18 protein-coding genes are annotated in these 21,181 nt (G+C 71.1%); 7 read left to right on the top strand and 11 right to left on the bottom strand.

What is annotated here, in order from left to right:
• Positions 1–86 precede the first annotated feature (86 nt).
• Entirely contained in the window at positions 87–878 is a 792-nt protein-coding gene (locus OG254_RS25365) for an SAM-dependent methyltransferase (protein ID WP_405585763.1), read from the top strand.
• A 13-nt stretch (positions 879–891) separates the two neighbouring features.
• Here the strand turns inward: OG254_RS25365 and OG254_RS25360 are convergent, their stop codons facing one another.
• The gene (locus tag OG254_RS25360) at positions 892–2,187 is read right to left on the bottom strand and encodes a nitrate/nitrite transporter (RefSeq protein ID WP_405585760.1); all 1,296 of its coding nucleotides are present in this window, start codon (positions 2,185–2,187) and stop codon (positions 892–894) included.
• The gene (locus OG254_RS25355; protein ID WP_405585758.1) at positions 2,184–2,846 is read right to left on the bottom strand and encodes a GntR family transcriptional regulator; all 663 of its coding nucleotides are present in this window, start codon (positions 2,844–2,846) and stop codon (positions 2,184–2,186) included. Before OG254_RS25355 ends, OG254_RS25360 begins: the two co-directional genes overlap by 4 nt.
• A gap of 207 nt (positions 2,847–3,053) precedes the next feature.
• Here OG254_RS25355 and OG254_RS25350 point away from each other — a divergent pair, with 207 nt between their 5' ends.
• Entirely contained in the window at positions 3,054–3,953 is a 900-nt protein-coding gene (locus tag OG254_RS25350; protein WP_405585756.1) for a D-alanyl-D-alanine carboxypeptidase family protein, read from the top strand.
• Between the two features lie 66 nt (positions 3,954–4,019).
• On the opposite strand, the gene OG254_RS25345 is transcribed toward OG254_RS25350, so the two are convergent.
• The 3 genes from OG254_RS25345 to pdhA are packed head-to-tail and all read right to left on the bottom strand — an operon-like array spanning position 4,020 to position 7,640.
• A complete protein-coding gene (locus OG254_RS25345) occupies positions 4,020–5,447 on the bottom strand; it encodes a dihydrolipoamide acetyltransferase family protein (RefSeq protein ID WP_405585753.1) in 1,428 nt (475 codons plus the stop codon).
• Positions 5,448–5,457: 10 nt separating this feature from the next.
• Positions 5,458–6,438, bottom strand: coding sequence for an alpha-ketoacid dehydrogenase subunit beta (locus tag OG254_RS25340; protein ID WP_351195381.1), 981 nt, complete (start codon positions 6,436–6,438; stop codon positions 5,458–5,460).
• A 2-nt stretch (positions 6,439–6,440) separates the two neighbouring features.
• Positions 6,441–7,640 (bottom strand): pyruvate dehydrogenase (acetyl-transferring) E1 component subunit alpha, encoded by a 1,200-nt coding sequence (pdhA, locus tag OG254_RS25335; RefSeq protein WP_405585749.1) that lies wholly within the window; start codon positions 7,638–7,640, stop codon positions 6,441–6,443.
• A 540-nt stretch (positions 7,641–8,180) separates the two neighbouring features.
• Here pdhA and OG254_RS25330 point away from each other — a divergent pair.
• Positions 8,181–9,176: a phosphotransferase gene (locus OG254_RS25330; RefSeq protein ID WP_405585746.1), complete on the top strand. Its 996-nt coding sequence runs from the start codon at positions 8,181–8,183 to the stop codon at positions 9,174–9,176.
• Between the two features lie 90 nt (positions 9,177–9,266).
• On the opposite strand, the gene OG254_RS25325 is transcribed toward OG254_RS25330, so the two are convergent.
• Complete coding sequence (locus OG254_RS25325) at positions 9,267–10,823, bottom strand: protein kinase domain-containing protein (RefSeq protein ID WP_405585743.1); 1,557 nt, start codon at positions 10,821–10,823, stop codon at positions 9,267–9,269.
• A gap of 350 nt (positions 10,824–11,173) precedes the next feature.
• Here OG254_RS25325 and OG254_RS25320 point away from each other — a divergent pair, with 350 nt between their 5' ends.
• Entirely contained in the window at positions 11,174–12,805 is a 1,632-nt protein-coding gene (locus OG254_RS25320; RefSeq protein WP_405585740.1) for a protein kinase domain-containing protein, read from the top strand.
• A 100-nt stretch (positions 12,806–12,905) separates the two neighbouring features.
• Here the strand turns inward: OG254_RS25320 and OG254_RS25315 are convergent, their stop codons facing one another.
• A complete protein-coding gene (locus tag OG254_RS25315) occupies positions 12,906–13,448 on the bottom strand; it encodes a bacterial proteasome activator family protein (RefSeq protein ID WP_351195386.1) in 543 nt (180 codons plus the stop codon).
• 140 nt (positions 13,449–13,588) lie between these two features.
• Here OG254_RS25315 and OG254_RS25310 point away from each other — a divergent pair, with 140 nt between their 5' ends.
• A complete protein-coding gene (locus tag OG254_RS25310; RefSeq protein WP_405585737.1) occupies positions 13,589–14,533 on the top strand; it encodes a hypothetical protein in 945 nt (314 codons plus the stop codon).
• A gap of 71 nt (positions 14,534–14,604) precedes the next feature.
• Here the strand turns inward: OG254_RS25310 and OG254_RS25305 are convergent, their stop codons facing one another.
• Positions 14,605–15,585, bottom strand: a complete 981-nt coding sequence (locus OG254_RS25305) for an NAD(P)H-quinone oxidoreductase (protein WP_405585734.1) — start codon at positions 15,583–15,585, stop codon at positions 14,605–14,607.
• Between the two features lie 226 nt (positions 15,586–15,811).
• Here OG254_RS25305 and OG254_RS25300 point away from each other — a divergent pair, with 226 nt between their 5' ends.
• The gene (locus tag OG254_RS25300) at positions 15,812–16,825 is read left to right on the top strand and encodes an ATP-binding cassette domain-containing protein (protein ID WP_405585731.1); all 1,014 of its coding nucleotides are present in this window, start codon (positions 15,812–15,814) and stop codon (positions 16,823–16,825) included.
• Entirely contained in the window at positions 16,822–17,670 is an 849-nt protein-coding gene (locus OG254_RS25295) for an ABC transporter permease (RefSeq protein WP_405585728.1), read from the top strand. Before OG254_RS25300 ends, OG254_RS25295 begins: the two co-directional genes overlap by 4 nt.
• Positions 17,671–17,694: 24 nt before the next feature.
• On the opposite strand, the gene OG254_RS25290 is transcribed toward OG254_RS25295, so the two are convergent.
• From OG254_RS25290 to OG254_RS25280, 3 genes are read right to left on the bottom strand one after another with little or no spacing between them, the layout of a single operon-like run.
• Positions 17,695–18,792 carry a potassium channel family protein gene (locus OG254_RS25290; protein WP_405585725.1) on the bottom strand — a complete coding sequence of 366 codons (1,098 nt, stop codon included), beginning with the start codon at positions 18,790–18,792 and terminating at the stop codon, positions 17,695–17,697.
• Positions 18,789–20,183 carry a molybdopterin molybdotransferase MoeA gene (locus OG254_RS25285; RefSeq protein ID WP_405585722.1) on the bottom strand — a complete coding sequence of 465 codons (1,395 nt, stop codon included), beginning with the start codon at positions 20,181–20,183 and terminating at the stop codon, positions 18,789–18,791. The genes OG254_RS25290 and OG254_RS25285 overlap by 4 nt, the downstream gene beginning before the upstream one ends.
• Positions 20,180–21,124 carry an NTP transferase domain-containing protein gene (locus OG254_RS25280; protein WP_405585720.1) on the bottom strand — a complete coding sequence of 315 codons (945 nt, stop codon included), beginning with the start codon at positions 21,122–21,124 and terminating at the stop codon, positions 20,180–20,182. Before OG254_RS25280 ends, OG254_RS25285 begins: the two co-directional genes overlap by 4 nt.
• Positions 21,125–21,181: the final 57 nt, after the last annotated feature.

The following is a 21,181-nucleotide window of genomic DNA, read 5'->3' as shown; positions in this document are numbered from 1 at the left end:
GTAGCGGCGGCGCCCGAGCCGGGCCCGGGCGGGGAGGCGGGAAAAACCGCTGTCCCTCCCTCCCCGCCCCCGGTTACGGTCCCGCCGTGACAGACACAGAGATCAACACTGCACCCGAGGCAACCGCCGGCCACCCCCCACGCCTCACCCGCCTGACCTTCCACGGCCCCCTGTCCGAGGCACGGGCCCACGCTCTCGTCGAGCGGCTCACCCGGGCGGAGCCCACCACCGTCCTCGACATAGGCTGCGGCTGGGGCGAGTTGATGCTGCGCACCCTGGCTGCCGCCCCCGCGGCGACCGGAGTCGGCGTGGACGTGCATGCCGAGGACCTGGCCCGGGGCCGCCGTATCGCCGAGGACAGAGGGCTGGCGGGCAGGGTCGAGTTCGTCGAGGAATCCGCGACGGGGACCTCTCGCGGCCCCGCCGACCTGGTCCTGTGCGTGGGTGCGAGCCAGGCCCTGAGCACGGCCCCGGCGCCGGACCACACCCTCGAAGCCCTGCGTGAACTGCGCCGCCTGGTCAGCGACCACGGCCGCGTCCTGCTGGGCGAGGGCTTCTGGCAGCGCACTCCGACCCCCGCCGAGCTCGCGGGCATGTGGCCGGGCGCCCAGGTCACCGACCACTTCGACCTCGCCACTCTCCTCGATCTCGTGGTCGCCGCGGGCTTTCGCCCCGAGTGGACGGAGACGGCGAACCTCGACGAGTGGGAGGAGTTCGAGGCGGCGTATCAGGCGGACCTCGAGGTGTGGCTGGCCCAGCACCCCGGTCACCCCCTGGCGGACGAGACCCGTGAGCGCCTCGACCGCCATCGCGCCCAGTGGATGAGCTACCGCGGGGTGCTGGGACTCGCCTACCTCACACTCGTCCCGGCTCTCTGAGCCGCGCTCGGGCTCACGCGGGAACGTGCACGGTCTCCACTCTGCTGGCGACCAGCCGTTCCCGCTCCCTGCGGGCCGCTCGCTTCCGCAGCCGCAGGATCTGGCTGACGCCCAGCGCCTGGAGGACGAAGACCACCGAGAAGGCGATGGTGTAGTCGTCCCCGGTCGCGTCCAGCAGCACCCCGATCGCGAGCAGCGTCGTCATCGAGGCCACGAAACCGCCCATGTTGGTGATCCCGGACGCCGTGCCCTGACGCTCCGGCGGGTTCGCCGGCCGGGCGAAGTCGAAACCGAGCATCGAGGCCGGCCCGCAGGCTCCGAGCACCGCGCACAGCACGATCAGCAGCCACATCGGTGCCGTCTCGGTGGGCCACAGAAGCGTCGTCGCCCACAGCGCCGCCGTCGCCGCGACGGTGCCGAGCGCCAGCGGGAGACGCGCCTCGTGGTGCCGGGCCACGACCTGGCCGTAGACCAGGCCCACCACCATGTTGGACAGCACGACGAGGGTGAGCAGTTCACCGGCCGTGGCCCGGGACAGCCCCTGCGCCTCGACCAGGAACGGCATCCCCCACAGCAGCAGGAACACCATCGCCGGGAACTGCGTCGTGAAGTGCACCCACAGTCCCAGCCGGGTGCCCGGTTCCCGCCAGGACGCGGCGACCTGGCGTCGTACGTACGCCGCGCCCTGGTGCGGCAGCGGCTCCGGCTCGTGTCCCTCGGGGTGGTCCTTCAGGAACAGCAGCGCCAGGACGAGCACCACGGCGCCGGCGCCCGCGCTGCCCGCGAACGCCGCCGTCCAGCCGACCCCGTGCAGCAGCCGCGCCAGCACCAGCGTGGAGACGAGGTTGCCGGCCATGCCCACGAGGCCCGCGAGCTGGGCGATCAGCGGACCGCGCCGGGCGGGGAACCAGCGGGTGCCGAGTCGCAGCACGCTGATGAACGTCATCGCGTCGCCGCAGCCCAGCAGGGCGCGCGAGGCGAGGGCGGTGCCGTACGACGGCGAGAAGGCGAAGCCGAGTTGGCCCATGGTGAACAGCACCGTGCCGATGGCCAGCACCTTCTTGGTGCCGAGCCGGTCGACGAGCAGGCCGACGGGTATCTGCATGCCCGCGTACACGAGCAGTTGGAGGATCGAGAAGGTCGACAGGGCGGAGGCGTTCACGTCGAAGCGGTCCGCGGCGTCGAGGCCGGCGACCCCCAGTGACGTACGGAAGATGACGGCGACGAAGTAGACCGAGACGCCGATGCCCCAGATGGCGACGGCGCGGCGGCCGCCCGGAGGGTCGCCGGGCAGTGCGGCGGACCTCATCGCTCCTCACCTCGCGCGAGGTGCGAGAACCAGTCGATGTGCCGGTGGACGAGCTCGACGGCCGCCTCGGGGTCGCCGGAGCGCAGGGCCTGAAGGATCTCCTCGTGCTCGGCGAGGGTCTTGGCGATCCGGTCGGGGTGGGAGTACATGATGGCGACGCCCATGCGCAGTTGACGGTCGCGCAGTTGGTCGTAGAGCCGGGACAGGATCTCGTTGCCGCCGCTGCGGACGATCTCCGCGTGGAAGCAGCGGTCGGTGACGGCGGCCGCGGCGAGGTCGCCGGCGGCGGCCTGTGCCTTCTGCCGGTCGAGCAGTTCCTCCAGGCGCTCGATGAGGCCGGGGGGCGCGGGGACGGCCTTGCGCGCCGCGTGCTCCTCGACGAGTATCCGCGTCTCCACGACGTCCTTGATCTCCTGCGCGGAGACCGGCAGGACCAGGGCGCCCTTCTTCGGGTAGAGCTTGATCAGCCCCTCGACCTCCAGCCGCAGCAGCGCCTCCCGCACCGGGGTGCGCGAGACGCCGGTCGCCTCGGCCAGCTCGCCCTCGGTGAGCAGGGTCCCGCCTTCGTAACGGCGGTCCAGTACGCCCTGTTTGACGTGGGTGTAGACACGGTCGGCGGCGGGTGGCTGCTTGACGGGCGCGGGCGGGGCGGAAGGCATGGCCACAGCATAGATACAACACGTACGCATCGCGGCGTCGGTCCATCATGCGGACCGTGACGAAATCCTCGGGCAAAGAAGCAACATCGGCGTCGGCTGCCGCACAACCTTCTGTGCTACTTACATGTCACACACGTGCGGCCCCACTTTCTTCCCCTTCAACTCGGCCGCATATTCGGGGCATTCGACGCAATCGGGGTATTTCAGTTGATAACTGCCACCAAGGGCCTCCGTATCCGCAGAGCCGCGGCCGTCGCCGTGACGACCGGAGCCGTCCTCGTCACCGGAGCCCTCACCGCGGCTCCCGCGCAGGCCGTGACGACGCCCACCATCACCGCCCCTGGCGGATACCTGATGAACGGCGCGACCGGCGCGACCCTCTTCACCAAGGCCGCGGACACGAAGAGGCTCACCGCCTCCACCACGAAGATCATGACCGCCAAGGTCGTGCTCTCGCAGACGAACCTGAACCTGGACACCAAGGTCACGATCAGGAAGGAAGTCAGCGACTACATCGTCTCCAAGGGCGCCTCGTCGGCCCGGCTGATCGTCGGCGACAAGGTCACCGTGCGTCAGCTCCTCTACGGGATGATGCTGCCGTCCGGCTGTGACGCCGCGATGTCCCTCGCCGACAAGTTCGGCACCGGCACGACGGTCAAGGCCCGCACGGCCAACTTCATCGGCAAGATGAACACCATGGCCAAGAGCCTGGGCATGACCAACACGCACTTCGACTCGTTCGACGGCATAAGCAATGGTTCGAACTACTCGACGCCGCGCGACCTGACGAAGCTCGCCCGCAGCGCGATGAAGAGCACCACGTTCAAGGCCGTCGTGAAGACGAAGTCCTACACGGCCAAGACGATCACCAGCACCGGTTCCACCCGGACGATGGCGGCCTGGAACAACACCAACGCCCTGCTCGGCTGGAACGGCACCCTCGGCATCAAGACCGGCTCCGGCACCCAGGCGAAGTACTGCCTCGTCTTCGCCGCCACGCTCAACGGCGAGCAGGTCATGGGCGCCGTGCTGACCGCCTCCTCGGAGGCCAACCGCACGACCGATGTGAAGAAGCTGATCAGCTACGGCTACGCCCGCATCAGCTGACCCCCGCGTCACACGCAAAGGGGCGGCCACCCGAGGGTGGCCGCCCCTTTCGCTGTCGCCCGTGGCTCACGCCCAGGTGATCAACCGCTTCGGCTGCTCCAGGATCGCCGCCACGTCCGCCAGCACCTTGGAGCCCAGCTCGCCGTCGACCAGGCGGTGGTCGAAGCTGAGCGCCAGGGTGGTGACCTGGCGGGGCTTGACCTTGCCCTTGTGGACCCACGGCTGGAGCTTGATCGCGCCGATGGCGAGGATCGCGGACTCGCCGGGGTTCAGGATCGGGGTGCCGGTGTCGACGCCGAAGACGCCGACGTTGGTGATGGTGACCGTGCCGCCCTGCATCGCGGCGGGGGTCGTCTTGCCCTCCCGCGCCGTCGCCACCAACTCACCCAGCGCCTGGGCCAGTTGCGGGAGGGTCCTGGCGTGGGCGTCCTTGATGTTCGGGACGATCAGGCCGCGCGGGATCGCCGCCGCGATGCCCAGGTTCACGTAGTGCTTCTGCACGATCTCCTGGTTCGCCTCGTCCCAGGACGCGTTGACGTCCGGGTTGCGCTTGATCGCGACCAGCAGGGCCTTGGAGATCAGCAGCAGGGGGTTCACGCGCAGGCCCGCGAACTCCTTGTCCTCCTTGAGCTCCTCGACCAGCTTCATCGTGCGCGTCACGTCCACCGTCACGAACTCCGTGACATGCGGTGCCGTGAACGCCGAGCCGACCATCGCCGCGGCCGTCGCCTTGCGGACGCCCTTGACCGGGATACGGGTCTCGCGCGCCGTGTCGTAGGTGGCCAACGGCGCCGGGGCGGGCGCGGCGGCCGGCGCGGTCGGGGCGGCCTGGGGCACCGGCTCGGCGGCCGGGGCCGGCGGGGCCACCGCCGCGTGGACGTCCTCGCGGGTGATGATGCCGTCGGGGCCGGTCGGCGTCACCGTGGCCAGGTCGACGCCCAGGTCCTTCGCCAGCTTGCGCACCGGCGGCTTGGCCAGCGGCCGGGGCGGGGCGACCGCCGCGGCGGGACCGTGACCGTGGCCGTTCAGCTCGGCCTGCAGGGCCTGCGCCGCGGGCTCCTGGCGCGGGACGTCGGCCCCCTTGCGGGGGCGGCGCTTCGTCGAGGTCTGGGCCACGCCGTAGCCGACCAGGACCGGCTGGCGGCCCGAGCCCGCCGGCTTGGCCGACTCCTTCGGCTCCTCCTGCATGGCCTCCGGCTGCGCGGCCGGGGCAGGCGCGGCAGGCGCCGTCCCGCCCGCGACGTCCACGGCGATGATCGCCATGCCGACGTCCACCGTCGTGCCCTCGGGGAAGTGCAGCTCACGGACCACCCCGTCGTACGGGATGGGCAGTTCGACGGCCGCCTTGGCCGTCTCGACCTCGCACACCACCTGGCCGTCGGTGACCGTGTCGCCCGGCTGGACGTACCACTTGAGGATCTCCGCCTCGGTGAGTCCCTCGCCCACGTCGGGCATCTTGAACTCGCGCACGGACGCTTCAGTCATCGTCGTCACGACCCTCTCCTCAGTACGCCAGGGCACGGTCGACGGCGTCGAGCACCCGGTCCAGGCCAGGCAGGTACTCCTCCTCCAGACGCGCCGGCGGATACGGGGCGTGGTAACCGCCCACCCGCAGCACCGGGGCCTCCAGGTGGTAGAAGCAGCGCTCCGTGATCCGGGCGGCGATCTCCGCGCCCGAGCCGAAGAACACCGGGGCCTCGTGGACCACGACCAGACGGCGGGTCTTCTCGACGGACGCCTGGATGGAGTCGAAGTCGAGCGGGGAGACCGAGCGCAGGTCCAGGACCTCCAGGCTGCGGCCCTCCTCGGCGGCCGCGTCGGCGACCTCCTGGCAGAGCTTCACCATCGGGCCGTACGCGGCCAGGGTGACGTCGGTGCCCTCGCGGACGACGCGCGCCTTGTGCAGCGGGCCCGGGATCGCCTCGGTGTTCACCTCGGCCTTGTCCCAGTAGCGCCGCTTGGGCTCGAAGAAGATCACCGGGTCGTCGCTCTGGATGGCCTGCTGCATCATCCAGTACGCGTCCGAGGCGTTCGAGGGGCTGACGATCTTCAGGCCCGCCACATGCGCGAAGAGGGCCTCGGGGGACTCGCTGTGGTGCTCGACCGCGCCGATGCCGCCGCCGTAGGGGATGCGGACGACGACCGGCAGCTTGACCTTGCCGAGCGAGCGCGCGTGCATCTTCGCGAGCTGCGTGACGATCTGGTCGTACGCCGGGAAGACGAAGCCGTCGAACTGGATCTCCACCACGGGGCGGTAGCCGCGCAGGGCGAGGCCGATCGCGGTGCCGACGATGCCGGACTCGGCGAGCGGGGTGTCGATGACGCGGCTCTCGCCGAAGTCCTTCTGGAGGCCGTCCGTCACGCGGAAGACGCCGCCGAGCTTGCCGACGTCCTCGCCCATGATGAGGACCTTGGGGTCGGAGTCCAGGGCGCGGCGCAGCGACTCGTTGATCGCCTTGGCCAGAGCCATCTTTTCGGCTGCCATGATCAGACCCCCGAAACCGCGGCGGAGCCGCTATCAGATTCAGTCGCGAACGACGCCTGGTAGGCGGCGAACTGGGCGCGTTCCTCGTCGACGAGCGCATGCCCGTCCGCGTACACGTTCTCGAAGATGGCGAAGTGGTCCGGGTCCGGCATGGCGCGGACCGCCTCGCGCACTCCCTTGCCCAACGCCTCGCTCTCGGTCTCCAGTTCCGCGAAGAATCCCTCGTCCGCGTGGTTTGAAGCCTCGAGGTACCGGCGAACGCGCAGGATCGGGTCCTTCGCCTCCCAGGCCTCGCGCTCCTCGTCGGCCCGGTACTTCGTCGGGTCGTCGGAGGTGGTGTGGGCGCCCATGCGGTACGTGTACGCCTCGACCAGCGTCGGCCCCTCGCCGTTGCGGGCGCGCTCCAGCGCCCACTTCGTCACGGCCAGGCACGCCAGGACGTCGTTGCCGTCGACGCGGACGCCGGGGAAGCCGTAGCCCTGTGCGCGCTGGTAGAGCGGCACCCGGGTCTGCTTCTCGGTCGGTTCGGAGATCGCCCACTGGTTGTTCTGGCAGAAGAACACCACGGGGGCGTTGTAGACCGCGGAGAAGGTGAAGGACTCGGCCACGTCGCCCTGGCTGGAGGCGCCGTCGCCGAAGTAGGCGATGACCGCGCTGTCGGCGCCGTCCTTGGCGATGCCCATCGCGTAGCCGGTGGCGTGCAGCGTCTGGGAGCCGATGACGATCGTGTAGAGCTGGAAGTTGTTGCTGTTCGGGTCCCAGCCGCCGTTGTTCACGCCGCGGAACATGCCGAGCAGGTTGGTCGGGTCGACACCGCGGCACCAGGCGACGCCGTGCTCGCGGTAGGTCGGGAAGACGTAGTCGTCCTCGCGGGTGGCCCGGCCGGAGCCGATCTGGGCGGCTTCCTGGCCGAGCAGCGACGCCCACAGGCCCAGCTCGCCCTGGCGCTGCAGGGAGGTGGCCTCGGCGTCGAAGCGTCGGGTGAGCACCATGTCGCGGTAGAGGCCGCGGAGCTCTTCGGGAGTGATGCCGGCGACGTACTTGTCGTACTCGGCGTTCTTGACGCGCTTGCCTTCGGGCGTCAGCAACTGCACGAGTTCGGGGTCGGTGCTCGGCGATTTCTTTGCGGTTGTCTTGCCGGCCGTGCTCTTGGTACCGGCGCTGCGTCGCGGCTTGTGCGCGGCAGTGCTCTCCACGGTCACGTGTGCTCCTCCGTCGGTCCGGCCTACCCGGGTTCGCCGGGTGCCAGTGCGGCTCACCTGCAGCCCTACGGACGCACGGGGTGGGGTGCGGCTCGATGGGGACAGGCGTGACAGGTGCCCCGGCGAGCGCCCTGCAAAAAGCACGTTACCCAGTGCTCCACATTTCTGTGAAACCCCTCCTGACCTGCGATTTTGCTTGGATTTCCAAGTAAATCTCGAAAGTCGGGAACAACTCCTGGTCACAGCCTTGCAGGGGGCCGGAACAACGGCACGTTATATCGGTGAGCCAGGCCACGGGAAGAGCAGTCGAGGGGCAGATCACTCAGTCGGTGTGACATGGCCCTCGCGCACGAAGAAGGAAATGTCCGGGTATTCCAGCTCGGCAAAAACGATCAAGAATTGCAAAAGGTGTGCTGATCGGTTCTGCGACCGGAAGTGACTGACGGCGACCGGCAGCGACTGGCTGTGACAACGCCCAGCTCACGGAATCCGCCCGTGCCCTAGCATCGGCGCGTGCCGCGCTCCTGTGTACCACCGCTTGTGCCTCACGCGCCCCCTCTGGGCGCCCTTCTCCGCCAGTACGCCGCCGGTTGTGTCCTCGCCTGCGATCCCGTCGACCAGGGCCTGCTGAACCGCGGCTACCGGCTGCGCACGACCCGCGGCCGCTACTTCCTCAAGCACCACCACGACCCCGAGACCGCCGACCCGGCCGCCATCGCCCGCCAGCACCGGGCGACCCAGCGCCTGGCCGACCTCGGCGTCCCGGTGGCCCCACCGCTGGCGGACCGCGCCGGACGGACGGTCGCCCTCGTCGGCGGCCACGCGTACGCCCTGCACCCCTGGATCGACGGACGGCACCGCCACGGCGGTCAGCTCACGCGCGGGCAGTGCGAGCGCCTTGGGGCGTTGTTGGGCGTGGTGCACGCGAGCCTGGAGCGCGTGATGCCGGTGGAGGGGCGGGCGCCGGCCGAGAGCGCCGACCCCGCCGACACCTTCGGCCTCATCGACGACCTGCTCGCCCGGGTCCGCCGCCACCGCCCCGCCGACTGCTTCGACGGACTCGCCCGGCACCGCCTCCTGGAACGCCGTGAGCTCCTGGAGCGGCATGCCGGCCGACGTCCCCCGCACGGTGCCTCGGTCGGCTGGGTGCACGGCGACTTCCACCCCTACAACCTGCTCTACCGGGGCGACGCTCCGGCCGCGATCGTCGACTGGGACCGGCTCGGCGTGCAGCCGCGCGCGGAGGAGGCCGTCCGCGCCGCGGCGATCTTCTTCGTACGGCCCAGCGGCGCACTCGACCTCCCGAAGGTGCGGGCCTACACGCGCGCGTACCGGCGTACGGCCGGCGCCACCCCTGGCGAGCTCGCGGCGGCCGTGCACCGCGTGTGGTGGGAGCGGCTCAACGACTTCTGGATGCTGCGCTGGCACTACGAGCGCGGCGACACCCGCGCGGACCCGCAGTTCCCGGCCGTCTCGGCGCTCGCGGTGTGGTGGACCCGGGAGTACGACGCGGTCCGCGACGCCTTCACGGACTGACCCCTGCCCCGGGTCCCGGTGAACGGCACGCGCGCGTGGAGCCCGTTCCCGGGCTTCACGCGCGCGTGAAGGACGTTGTCGGCGCAGCGGTCAGCCCGCGGTGCCGTCCGGCGGGGTGGTCGGGAGTGTCGGCTCCTCGGTGGGCTCCTCCGTCGGCTCCTCGGTGGGCTCCTCCGTCGGCTCCTCGGTGGGCTCGGCGGTGGTCGGCTCCTCCGTCGGCTCCTGCGTGGGCTCCTCGGTGGGCTCCTCCGTCGGCTCCTCGGTCGGCGTGTAGTCCGGGTCGGTGCCCGTGCCGGTGCCGTCGTCCGTGTAGTCCTCGGTGGGCTCGTCGGTCGGCTCGTCCGTGGGCTCGTCGGTCGCCTTGTTCTCGTCGGTGGTCTGCGACGTGGTCGGCGTCTGCGTGGTGCCCCCGCCGCCGCCGTCGCCGCCGTCCTTGTTCAGCGCCAGCGCCACACCCGCCGCGATGGCGATCACCGCGAGGACGGCGAGGATCCACAGCTTGCCGCGGCCGCCGCCCCTGTTGCCGTGCCCCTCGAAGCCGCCGTCGTCCCCGCCGCCGTAGCCGGAGGGCAGGATCTGCTGCGGGATCTGCGTCGTGCCGGAGGCCGGGTCGCCCGGGTGCCCCATGACGGTGGTGTTCGCGAAGCCCGCAGCCGGGGTGTGCCGGCCCTCGTGCATGGACACCGGGCCGGTGTTCCAGGTGCCGGTGTGGCCGCCCTGGTCGTACAGCATCTGAAGGCCGTACTGGACGAGGCCGCGCATCTCCTCGGCCGTCTGGAACCGGTCGTCCGGCTCCTTGGCGAGCGAGCGCATGACCAGGCCGTCGAGCTCCGGCGGCGTGGCGTCGGAGACCTCGGACGGCGGGGTCGGGATGTCCTGGACGTGCTGGTAGACCACCGACAGCGGGGTCTCGCCGGTGAACGGCGGGCGCAGCGCGAGCAGTTCGTAGAGGAGGCAGCCCGTCGCGTACAGGTCGGAGCGGTGGTCGACCGCCTTGCCGAGCGCCTGCTCGGGCGAGAGGTACTGCGGGGTGCCCATGACCATGCCGGTCTGCGTCATCGTCGACTGCGCGCCGTGCAGGGCGCGGGCGATGCCGAAGTCCATCACCTTCACGGCGCCGTTGTCGGTGATGATGACGTTGGCGGGCTTGATGTCGCGGTGCACGATGCCGTGCTGGTGCGAGTAGGCGAGGGCCTCCAGGACGCCGGAGACGATGATCAGCGCCTGCTCGGGGCCGGGTGCCTCGGCGTTGAGAAGGAGGTCGCGGATCGTGCGGCCCTCGACGATCTCCATCACGATGTACGGCACGCTGTGGGCGCCCACGACATCCTCGCCGGAGTCGTACACGGCGACGATCGCGTGGTGGTTGAGGCCGGCCACCGACTGGGCCTCGCGCGTGAAGCGGGCCTTGGACACCGGGTCCTCGGCGAGGTCGGAACGCAGCAGCTTGACCGCCACGGTGCGCCCGAGGCGCACGTCCTCGGCCGCGAACACCTCGGCCATGCCGCCCCGGCCGAGTCTGCGGGTCAGCCTGTAACGGCCATCCCCGACAAGTCCGCCATTACCCCACATTTCCGGCGCGTCTGACATACCGCCGCCAGCCGCCTCGGGGTCGGACGGGCCCTGAGCGCGCTGCTGCTGTGCCATCAGTCCTCGCCGTCGTTTCTGCCCGCGGTGCGCGCGGTGTTGTTACGGTCTCCGTCGGCCACGCTACAGCCTCGGCGCAAGCCGTCGGTCCCGGACGGTCGCCCCAGCCGGACGGAGACGGACCGGTCATCAAACCGGTACCCGGTCCGCTCGTGCAAATTCTGTGCACCGACCGTACGGCCCCTGTAACGCTTCCGCGACGCTCCCTTCTCGTACGGTCACGGAACGGGCACCGCGCTTGACCTGTCAGTGCCGTGGGGCAGACTTGGCCGGGAATAGCACATTGGATCACTCGGGATCGCGCGGTCCACAGGGTGGCAGGCGCCCGAGAGGCACGGGGGACGCAGAACATGAGCCAGGACGGCGCACAGGGCGCATCCGCGGGGCGGTCGCTGGCCGGCGGCCGCTATCAGCTGCGTGACCTGCTCGGGCAGGGCGGCATGGCCGCGGTGCACCTCGCCTACGACTCCGTGCTCGACCGACAGGTCGCGGTCAAGACCCTGCACACCGAACTCGGCCGCGAGCAGGCCTTCCGCGAGCGCTTCCGCCGCGAGGCCCAGGCCGTGGCCAAGCTCACGCACACCAATATCGTCTCGGTCTTCGACACGGGCGAGGACACCGTCGAGGGCATGACGACGCCGTACATCGTCATGGAGTACATCGAGGGCCGCCCGCTCAGTTCCGTCTTCGACGAGGACGTACGGCAGTTGGGGGCGGTGCCCGCCGACAAGGCGCTGAAGATCACCGCGGACGTCCTCGCCGCCCTGGAGATCAGCCACGAGATGGGGCTGGTCCACCGCGACATCAAGCCGGGCAACGTGATGCTGAACAAGCGTGGCGTGGTCAAGGTGATGGACTTCGGCATCGCGCGCGCCATGCAGTCCGGTGTGACCTCGATGACACAGACCGGCATGGTGGTCGGCACCCCGCAGTACCTCTCGCCGGAACAGGCGCTGGGCCGGGCCGTGGACGCCCGCTCCGACCTGTACTCGGTCGGCATCATGCTGTTCCAACTCGTCACCGGGCGGCTGCCGTTCGACGCGGACTCCCCGCTGGCGATCGCATATGCGCATGTGCAGGAGGAGCCGGTTGCTCCGTCCTCGATCAACCGCGCGCTGCCGCCGGCCGTGGACGCGCTGGTCGCCCGCGCGCTGAAGAAGAACCCGAACGAGCGCTTCCCGAGCGCCGAGGCCATGCGCGACGAGTGCCTGCGCGTGGCCGCGTCCTTCCAGGCGGCCCCGCCGAGCATCGTGCCGGGCGCGAACACGCAGAGCGGCCAGGGCGTCGGCGCCTCGGTGTTCCCGCCGGTCGGCCAGACGCCGCCGCCCGGGGGCCCGGTCCAGATGCCGTACCAGCCGACCCCGGCGCCGAACCCGTACGGCACCCCGCCGCCCTCCCCGGCCTACGGCTACCCGCAGCAGCAGCCCGGTTTCCAGACGCCCCCGCCGGCGGCGTACTCCCCGCAGCCGGGCCACGCGACACCGCCGCCGTACACCATGTCGCCCCAGACTCGGCCCACTTCGAGCGGCGGCAAGAACAACCGGTCGGTGATCATCGGCTCGATCGTGGTGTCCGTCGTCGCGGTGGTCGGCCTGATCGCGGCGCTGTCGCTGAACGGCGGCGGCGGCTCCGAGGACGACGGGGGCGGGGGCGGTGAGACCCCGACGACGTCGACGACGAAGGAGGCGGGGTACCGGGCGGGGGACACCGAGAACACGGTCGAGACGAGCGATTGCACCGAGCCGAGCGAGTCGTACCTCGACCCCGACAAGGTGACGATGCCGAGCTTTGCGTTCAAGCACTGGACGTCGGTCGAGGCGTGCCTCAAAGCCGCGGGGTGGGAGTACAAGAAGGTCGCCGTCGACGAGAACACCTTCGGTGACGGCACCGTGATGCGGCAGTCGCCCACGGCGGGGAAGGACTTCGACCCGGACGACCCGCCGGAGATGGAGTTCCAGGTCTCGACGGGCAATCCGGAGTGATCCCAGCGCATTGAAAGGGCCCGGCAGCATCTGGCTGCCGGGCCCTTCGCGTATCTGGGCTCTTCGCGTATTTGGGCTCTTCGCGTATCGGGGAGGGTGTTTACAGGTACGGTCCGCCCGCGCGGCCGCCCGGGTGCTGTTCACCGTCCTCGTGGCCGCCGACTCCCGGCGGGAGGGCCCGGCGCATCTGCTCCAGCTGGGCGCGCGCGGCCATCTGCTGGGCGAAGAGCGTGGTCTGGATGCCGTGGAAAAGGCCCTCCAGCCAGCCCACCAACTGGGCCTGCGCGATGCGCAGTTCCGCGTCGGACGGGGTCGCGTCGTGGGTGAACGGCAGGGAGAGCCGCTCCAGCTCCTCGACGAGCTCCGGGGCCAGGCCGTCCTCCAGCTCCTTCACGGAGCTGGCGTGGATCTCCTTGAGCCGGACGCGGCTGGCCTCGTCGAGAGGAGCCGCGCGCACCTCCTCCAGCAGCTGCTTGATCATGCTTCCGATCCGCATGACCTTCGCCGGCTGCTCGACCTGCTCCGTCACCGGGATCTCGCGGGAGTCCTCGTCTCCGGTGCCGCCGGTGAGCGCCATCCCGTCCTGGCCCACGACCAGGATCTGGGGGTTCTCGGGCGACCTTTCGTTCCTCGGCATCTCCATGCCGCCATTCTCTCGCACCCGCACAGCTCATCATCGTGGTGCCCCCGGTGTGGGGTGATCCACCGTTTACGTCCCCACTGATTGAGTCGGGTGGCGGAGTCCGAAATGCCGGGTGCGCCAGGTGCTGTGAGGGTTGTTCCATGACTTCTTGGCTGGGGGTGGTGCGGGGGCGTGCGCGAGCGGCTGCGCGTGGGCCGCGCGCCGCGTCGTGGCCGGCGGGGACGCTGACCGTGGTGGTGACCGGGCTGGCCGTCGGGCTGTGGGGGGCCGGGGTGTCGTACGGGCTCGATGACCCGCATGGTGCGGCCCCGTCCGAGTCGTCCTCCGGTTCCGCGGGCGTGGGCTGGTCGTCCGGGTTTCCCTGGGAGGCCGGGGGTTCGCCGACGGCTGCCTCCGGGACGTCGCCGCCGAGCGCCGCGGCCGAGGGCGACGGCATGGGCGACGGCATGGGCGAGGCAGAGGGCGAGCCTTCCTCCGTTCCTCCGGGGCAGGACGAGAAGCCGTCCGGCTCCACGGCCTCGCCTGCGCAGACGTCCGGGCAATCCAGGGAATCCGGAGAGTCCGGAGAGTCCGCGGAGCAGTCGTCACAGGAGCCGTCCGACGAGCGTTCCGAGACGGCGGTGAAGCGGCCCAGGGCGTCGGCCTCGCCCACCGCTCATGGGCCCGCCGCGTCCTCTCCCGACCCCTCCGACAAGCCCTCGCGGGCGGGGAGCCGGGCGGGAGCGGGACGGGAGCGGCCCGGGCGCGAGAAGGGGCCGCTGGAGGACGAGGAGGCGGCACGGGACAGGCCGGACGGCGGCGAGCGGGCCGACGAGGGGCACGGCTCCGGGCGGCCGGAGGGGGAGGATGAAGGGGAGGGGGACGACGACGGGGGCGGCGTGCCCGAGAGCTCGGACGCCGCCGACGCCGCCACCCAGGACCCGGTGCCCTCCATCCCACCGAACCGCCCCGCACTGCACCCCGCCCCGCATGCCGACGGCCCTGCCGAGCCCGTGCTCGAAGTACTGCCCCTCGGTGCCGGGCTCGTGCTGATCGGGCTGGGCCTGGGCCTCGCCTTCGTGGGTCTCCGGCTGCGGCGCGGCTAGCGGGTGTCCTCCGGGCCGGGGCCGGTCCGGTGGGCGACCTGGAGGCCGTCACGCCTTGTGGTGCGGCTGCCCTACGGCGCGACGAGCAGCACCTTGCCCACGTGTCCGCTCTCCTCGACCACCCGGTGGGCCTCGGCCGCCTCGCTCATCGGCAGCTCACGGTCGACGACCGGGCGTACCTGACCGGCGTCCAGCAGGGGCCAGACGTGTTCGCGTACGGCCGCGACGATCGCCGCCTTCTCGGCGAGCGGGCGGGCCCGCAGCGAGGTCGCGCTGATGGCGCCGCGCTTGCCCAGGAGCGCGCCGATGTTGAGCTCGCCCTTGATGCCGCCCTGCATGCCGATGATGGCGAGCCGGCCGTTGACGGCGAGGGTCTGGACGTTGCGGTCGAGGTACTTGGCGCCCATGTTGTCGAGGATGACGTCGGCTCCCGCCCCGTCGGTGGCCTTCTTGACCTCGGCGACGAAGTCCTGCTCCCGGTAGTTGACCAGGATCTCGGCGCCCAGCTCGGCGCACCGGTCCAGCTTCTCCCTGCTGCCCGCGGTGACGGCGACCTTGGCGCCGACGGCCTTGGCGAGCTGGATGGCCATGGTGCCGATGCCGCTGGAACCGCCGTGCACGAGCAGCGTCTCGCCGGGGCGCAGGTGGGCGATCATGAAGACGTTGGACCACACCGTGCAGACCACCTCGGGCAGCGCGGCGGCCTGCGTCAGGCTCACACCCTTGGGCACGGGCAGCAGCTGACCGGCCGGCACGGCGACCTTCTCGGCGTAACCGCCGCCCGCCAGCAGCGCGCACACCTCGTCGCCGACGGCCCAGCCGGAGACGCCGGGGCCGACCTCGGTGATCCGACCGGAGCACTCCAGGCCGGGGTAGGGGGAGGTGCCGGGCGGCGGGTTGTAGAAGCCCTGCCGTTGCAGGATGTCGGCGCGGTTGACGGCGCCGGCCGCCACCTCGACCAGCACCTCGCCCTCACCGGCCACCGGATCGGGGACCTCGTCCCACACGAGCGCCTCGGGCCCACCAGGTTCGGGAATCGTGATCGCATGCATGGGACGGACGCTACCCCTCGGTCCCACGCCCATGTCCCCAGGTCCTTGGCCTCGTGTCCGCCAGGTCCTTGTCCTCGTTTCGCCAGGTCCTTTCGCCCGTTCCCTCGGTCCTTGGACGGGTCCTTCGAAAATCCCCGTGCGCCACCGATGAGTTTGCGCGACCGTAAACGTCTCCCCATGCGTAGCCCAAGAACGTGGAAGGACCACCCGGAAGGACCCCGACAGCATGAGCACGCAGACGACGTCCGGTCTCGCCATCGAGACCGCCGGCCTGGTGAAGACATTCGGTGAGACACGGGCCGTCGACGGCGTGGACCTCGCGGTTCCGGCCGACACGGTCTACGGCGTCCTCGGCCCGAACGGCGCCGGCAAGACCACCACGGTGAAGATGCTCGCCACCCTGCTACGGCCCGACGGCGGCGAGGCCCATGTCTTCGGCCACGACGTCGTCCGCGAGGCCGACGCCGTACGCGGCCGGGTGAGCCTCACCGGGCAGTACGCCTCCGTGGACGAGGACCTCACCGGCACCGAGAACCTGGTCCTGCTGGGCCGGCTCCTCGGGCATGGCAAGCAAGCCGCGCGCGAGCGCGCCGGGCAGCTGCTGGAGGCCTTCGGGCTGACGGACGCGGCCGCCAAGCAGGTCAAGAACTACTCCGGCGGCATGCGGCGCCGTATCGACATCGCCGCGTCCATCCTGAACACCCCCGACCTGCTCTTCCTCGACGAGCCGACGACCGGCCTCGACCCGCGCAGCCGCAACCAGGTGTGGGACATCGTGCGCGCGGTCGTCTCCCAGGGCACCACCGTGCTGCTGACCACGCAGTACCTCGACGAGGCCGACCAGCTGGCGTCCCGGATCGCCGTCATCGACCGCGGCAAGGTGATCGCCGAGGGGACCAAGGGCGAGCTCAAGGCGTCCGTCGGCGCCGGGTCCGTCCATCTGCGGCTGCGCGACGCGGAGCAGCGGCCCGAGGCCGAGCGGGTGCTGCGGCTGGTCCTGGACGCGGACGTGAAGCTGGAGCCCGACCCCGTGGCCCTCACCGCGCGCGTCGGGTCCGGGGTGGCCAATGGTCAGGGCGCGGCGGAACAGGCCGGCCGCGCGCTCGCCGAGCTGGCCCGCAGCGGCGTCATCGTCGACAACTTCTCGCTGGGGCAGCCCAGCCTGGACGAGGTGTTCCTCGCCCTCACCGGACACGACACCCACAAGACGGATGCCACCAAGGACGAGGTGACGGCATGAGCACCGTGACGCAGACCGAGAGCAAGGACCTCGCCCCCGTCAGCGCCGAGTCGCTCGCCGCGCTGCTGGTCGCGAAGGAGCGCCCGCCGCGGCCGAGCGCCTGGTCGGCCTCCATGACGTTCGGCTGGCGGTCGATCCTGAAGATCAAGCATGTGCCGGAGCAGCTCTTCGACGTCACCGCGTTCCCGATCATGATGGTGCTGATGTACACGTACCTGTTCGGGGGCGCCCTGGCCGGGTCCCCGAAGGAGTACATCCAGTTCCTGCTGCCGGGCATCCTGGTGATGTCGGTCGTGATGATCACGATGTACACGGGCGTCTCGGTGAACACCGACATCGAGAAGGGCGTCTTCGACCGGTTCCGCTCGCTGCCGATCTGGCGGCCGTCGACCATGGTCGGCTATCTGCTGGGCGACGCCCTGCGCTACACCATCGCGTCCGTCGTGATGCTCACCGTCGGGATCATCCTGGGCTACCGCCCGGACGGCGGCGTGGCCGGAGTGCTCGCCGGGATCGCGCTGCTGGTGGCCTTCTCGTTCGCGTTCTCGTGGATCTGGACGATGTTCGGGCTGATGCTGCGCTCCGAGAAGTCGGTGATGGGCGTCAGCATGATGGTGATCTTCCCGCTGACCTTCCTGTCCAACGTCTTCGTGGACCCGAAGACCATGCCGGGCTGGCTCCAGGCGTTCGTGAACAACAGCCCGATCACTCATCTGGCCTCGGCCGTGCGTGGGTTGATGGCGGGCGACTGGCCGGCGGCCGAGGTCGCCTGGTCGGTGGGCTGGGCGGGCCTGTTCGTGCTGGTCTTCGGGCCGATCACGATGCGGCTGTACAACCGCAAGTAGTGCCTACGAGCACAGCGGGGGGCTTCAGTCCTGCTGCAGACGCCGGGTATCGGGTGCGACCTGAGTGCCCGGCGTCGCCCGCACGATGGTGATGAGCCGGTCCGTCAACTCCAGTGTCCCGACGGCCTGATCGTCGTATCCGAGCACCCGGTGCCCACGGATCACGCTGACCACCAGGTCATCGGTCTGCCGCGGGGTCTTGCCCACCTCGGCCTTTATGACCGGCCGTTCGACGATGTCGAGCCCGCTGCCCTGGTGGATCAGATCCTCCAGCACCATGCCGGCGGCGGGGCTGAGCACGGACAGGCCGAGCAGCCGTCCGGCCGCGCTGGCGCTGGTGATGACCGCGTCGGCGCCGGACTGCTTCAGCAGCGGGGCGTTCTCCTCCTCGCGGACCGCGGCCACGATCTTCGCGCCGCGATTGAGCTGCCGGGCCGTCAGCGTCACCAGCACGGCCGTGTCGTCCCGCTGGGTGGCGATGATGACCTTCCGGGCCTTGTGCACCTCGGCCCGCTTCAGGACCTCGCTGCGCGTCGCGTCCCCGGTGACCCCGGCGTACCCGTCCGCGACGGCCGCCTCGATCACCTTGGAACTTGAGTCGACGACGATGACCTGGTCTTTCCTCAGGCCCGTCGCGCAGACGGTCTGGATCGCCGAACGCCCCTTCGTGCCGAAGCCGACGACGACGGTGTGGTCACGCAAGGTGGACCTCCAGCGGGTCAGCCGCCATTCCTCCCGGGTCCGTTCGGTGAGGACCTCAAGGGTGGTGCCGACCAGGATGATCAGAAACAGCACACGCATGGGCGTGATGACGAAGATATTGGTGAGCCGGGCGGCGTCACTGACCGGGGTGATGTCGCCGTATCCGGTGGTGGAGAGGCTGACGGTCGCGTAGTAGAAGGCGTCGAGGAGATCGACGGAACCGTCGGAGTTGTCGTTGTAGCCGTCATGGTCGGCGTAGACGATGAGGGCGGCCGCCACGAGCAGCGACAGGGCGATCATGACTCGCTTGGCCACCTGACGGAACGGATGCTCCACGATCTTCTTCGGGAGCTTCACCCGATAGGTCGCGACCCTCTCGTCCGCCTCACGGGCTATGGCGTCCTGGCCCGGAAGTTTCACGTGAAACACACCTCGATGCCTGCGGACGCCCAGGGCAGATCGAGCAGTTCGGTCTCCTGCCCCGCCCGCGCACCGCCCGGCGGTACGACGGCCACGGCATCGGCCGCCGCCATCCCCCGCAGCATGGCCGGCCCCTGGTAGTGCAGCGGCACGGCATGGTCGCCGCGCAGCACGACGGGGACGAGCCGGGTGTCGTACGGATGCCCGTGCACCGCCTCCTTCAGGGGCAGCGTGTACGACTCCGGGGCGGAGCGCGCCGCGAGGGTGCGCAGCAGCGGTTCGGCGAGCGTGAGCAGGCCGGAGACGGCGGCGAGGGGGTTGCCGGGCAGGCCGACGAGGTGCTGGTCCTCCTTGACGCGGGCCAGCAGCATGGGGTGCCCGGGCCGCACCTTGACGCCGTCCACCAGGAGTTCCGCGTCGATCCGGTGCAGCGTGGGGTGGACATGGTCGCGGGGGCCGGCCGCGGTGCCGCCGGTGGTGACGATGAGGTCGGCGTCGGACTTCTTGAGGGCCTTGTGCAGGGCCTTGGCGTCGTCGCCGAGCCGGCGCACGGCGGTGACATCGGCGCCGAGCGCGCGCAGCCAGGGCGGCAGCATCGGGCCGAGGGCATCACGGATGAGCCCGTCGTGCGGGAGCCCTTCGGTGAGCAACTCGTCGCCGAGGACGAGGACTTCGACGCGGGGGCGGGGTACGGCGGTGACGGTGTCGTATCCGGCGGCCGCCGCCAGGCCGAGCACGGCCGGGGTCACGAGGGTGCCGACGGCAAGCAGCTGGTCGCCGTTACGGCACTCCTGGCCGCGCGGGCGGATGTCCTGGCCGGGCTGGATCTCCCGGGTGGCGTGCAGCTGGCCCTTGCTGTCCGTGCGGCCGTGCTCGCTGCGCAGGACGGCGGTGGTGTCCAGGGGGATACGGGCGCCGGTCGCGATACGGACGGCCTCGCCGTCGGTGAGCGGCTCGGGCCGGCCGTGCCCGGCCAGGACGCCTTCTTCCCGTACGGCCCAGGGGCCGGGGCCCGCGACGGCCCAGCCGTCCATCGCCGAGGTGTCGAAGGAGGGCAGGTCGGTGAGAGCGGTGAGAGGAGCGGCCAGGGTGAGGCCGAGCGCGGCGTCGAGGCTTACGGAGACGGGAGCGCGGCGGGCGGCCGTGCCCTTGAGGCTCTGGGGGCGGGCGGCGTGGGCGGCGATCTCACGGGCTTCCGGCCAGGGAGTGGCCTTGTGGTGGCGGCCGGAGTGGTCGGGGTCCGGCTTGCGGGCGCCCTGGGTGTGCGGGAGAGGTGCGGGCACCTTGTCGCCGGGGGTGCGGTGACCGTTGTCTTCGTTCACGAGGGCGAGCACCTCCTCGACATCGAGGTCCTCGGCGTCCCCGTCCGCCCGGATGCCGCGGGCGGTCATCCGGCGTCCGGGCGGGTGCCGGGCGTGGCGTCGGGGGCCGCGTCGGACTTGGCGGCTGCCTCGTCGGCCCAGCGCAGGGCGAGCGCGGCGGCCTTGCGGGCGGCCTCGGCGACGGCTTCGGGGCCTCCTGAGCCGCTCTTGGCCTGCGCTGCCGCATAACCGACGAGGAAGGTGGTCAGAGGGGCCGCGGGCCGCGCCACGCCGTGGGCGGCGTCGCGGGCGAGGTCCAGCAGCACCTTGGTGTCGACGTCGAGGTCGATGCCCAGTTCGTCCTTGACTGCGGAAATCCATTCATCCAACACGTGCCCATGCTCCCTGATGCGTGCCCTGGCGGTGGCGATGTCGTCCCAGGTGTCGCAGTCGAAGGACGCGACGGGGTCGGGGACGCGGGTGAGGTCGAGCGCACCGGTCAGCCGGCGCAGGGGGAGGCCGGTGAGGCCGTCGTGCTCCTGGGCGAGCGCGGCCAGTTCGCGGCGCAGCGCGGTCGCGCGGTACGCGGCGACGAGGGGCTGGTCACGGCCGTCGGCGTCGGTGAGCAGCGCGCCGTCGGCTCCGGCGGTGTGCAGGGCGGCCAGCAGCCGCCGCACCGTGCCCTCGTCGAGGAACGGCAGATCGGCGGAGAGGACGACGACCGACTCGGCCGTGGTGTGGCGGATCCCGGCGTCGAGGGCGGCCGGCGGGCCGCCGCCGGGCGGGTCCTCGCGCGCCCAGGTCACCGGCCGAGCGGTGGGTCGGGGGTCGGCGACGACGACGGTGGTGCGCGCGTCGGCGCAGGCGGCGAGCACCCGGTCGAGCAGCGCACGCCCGCCGACGCGCACGCCGGGTTTGTCCACGCCGCCGAGCCGTCGCGCGGCGCCGCCGGCGAGGACGACGGCGTCGTACGCGACGTCCTGTCCGGCATCGGCGGCGCCCTGCGCGCCCGTCGGTTCCTCGGCGGTCATCCCCCGAGTATGCGTGCCTCGGCGATCACAGGGAACGTGGCGGATGCAACCGGCCGC

The sequence above is a fragment of the Streptomyces sp. NBC_01092 genome, assembly GCF_045039535.1.
Lineage (GTDB): Bacteria > Actinomycetota > Actinomycetes > Streptomycetales > Streptomycetaceae > Streptomyces.
Note: the sequence above shows the minus strand (reverse complement) of the source record. Positions and strands in the feature narration are given on the sequence as shown.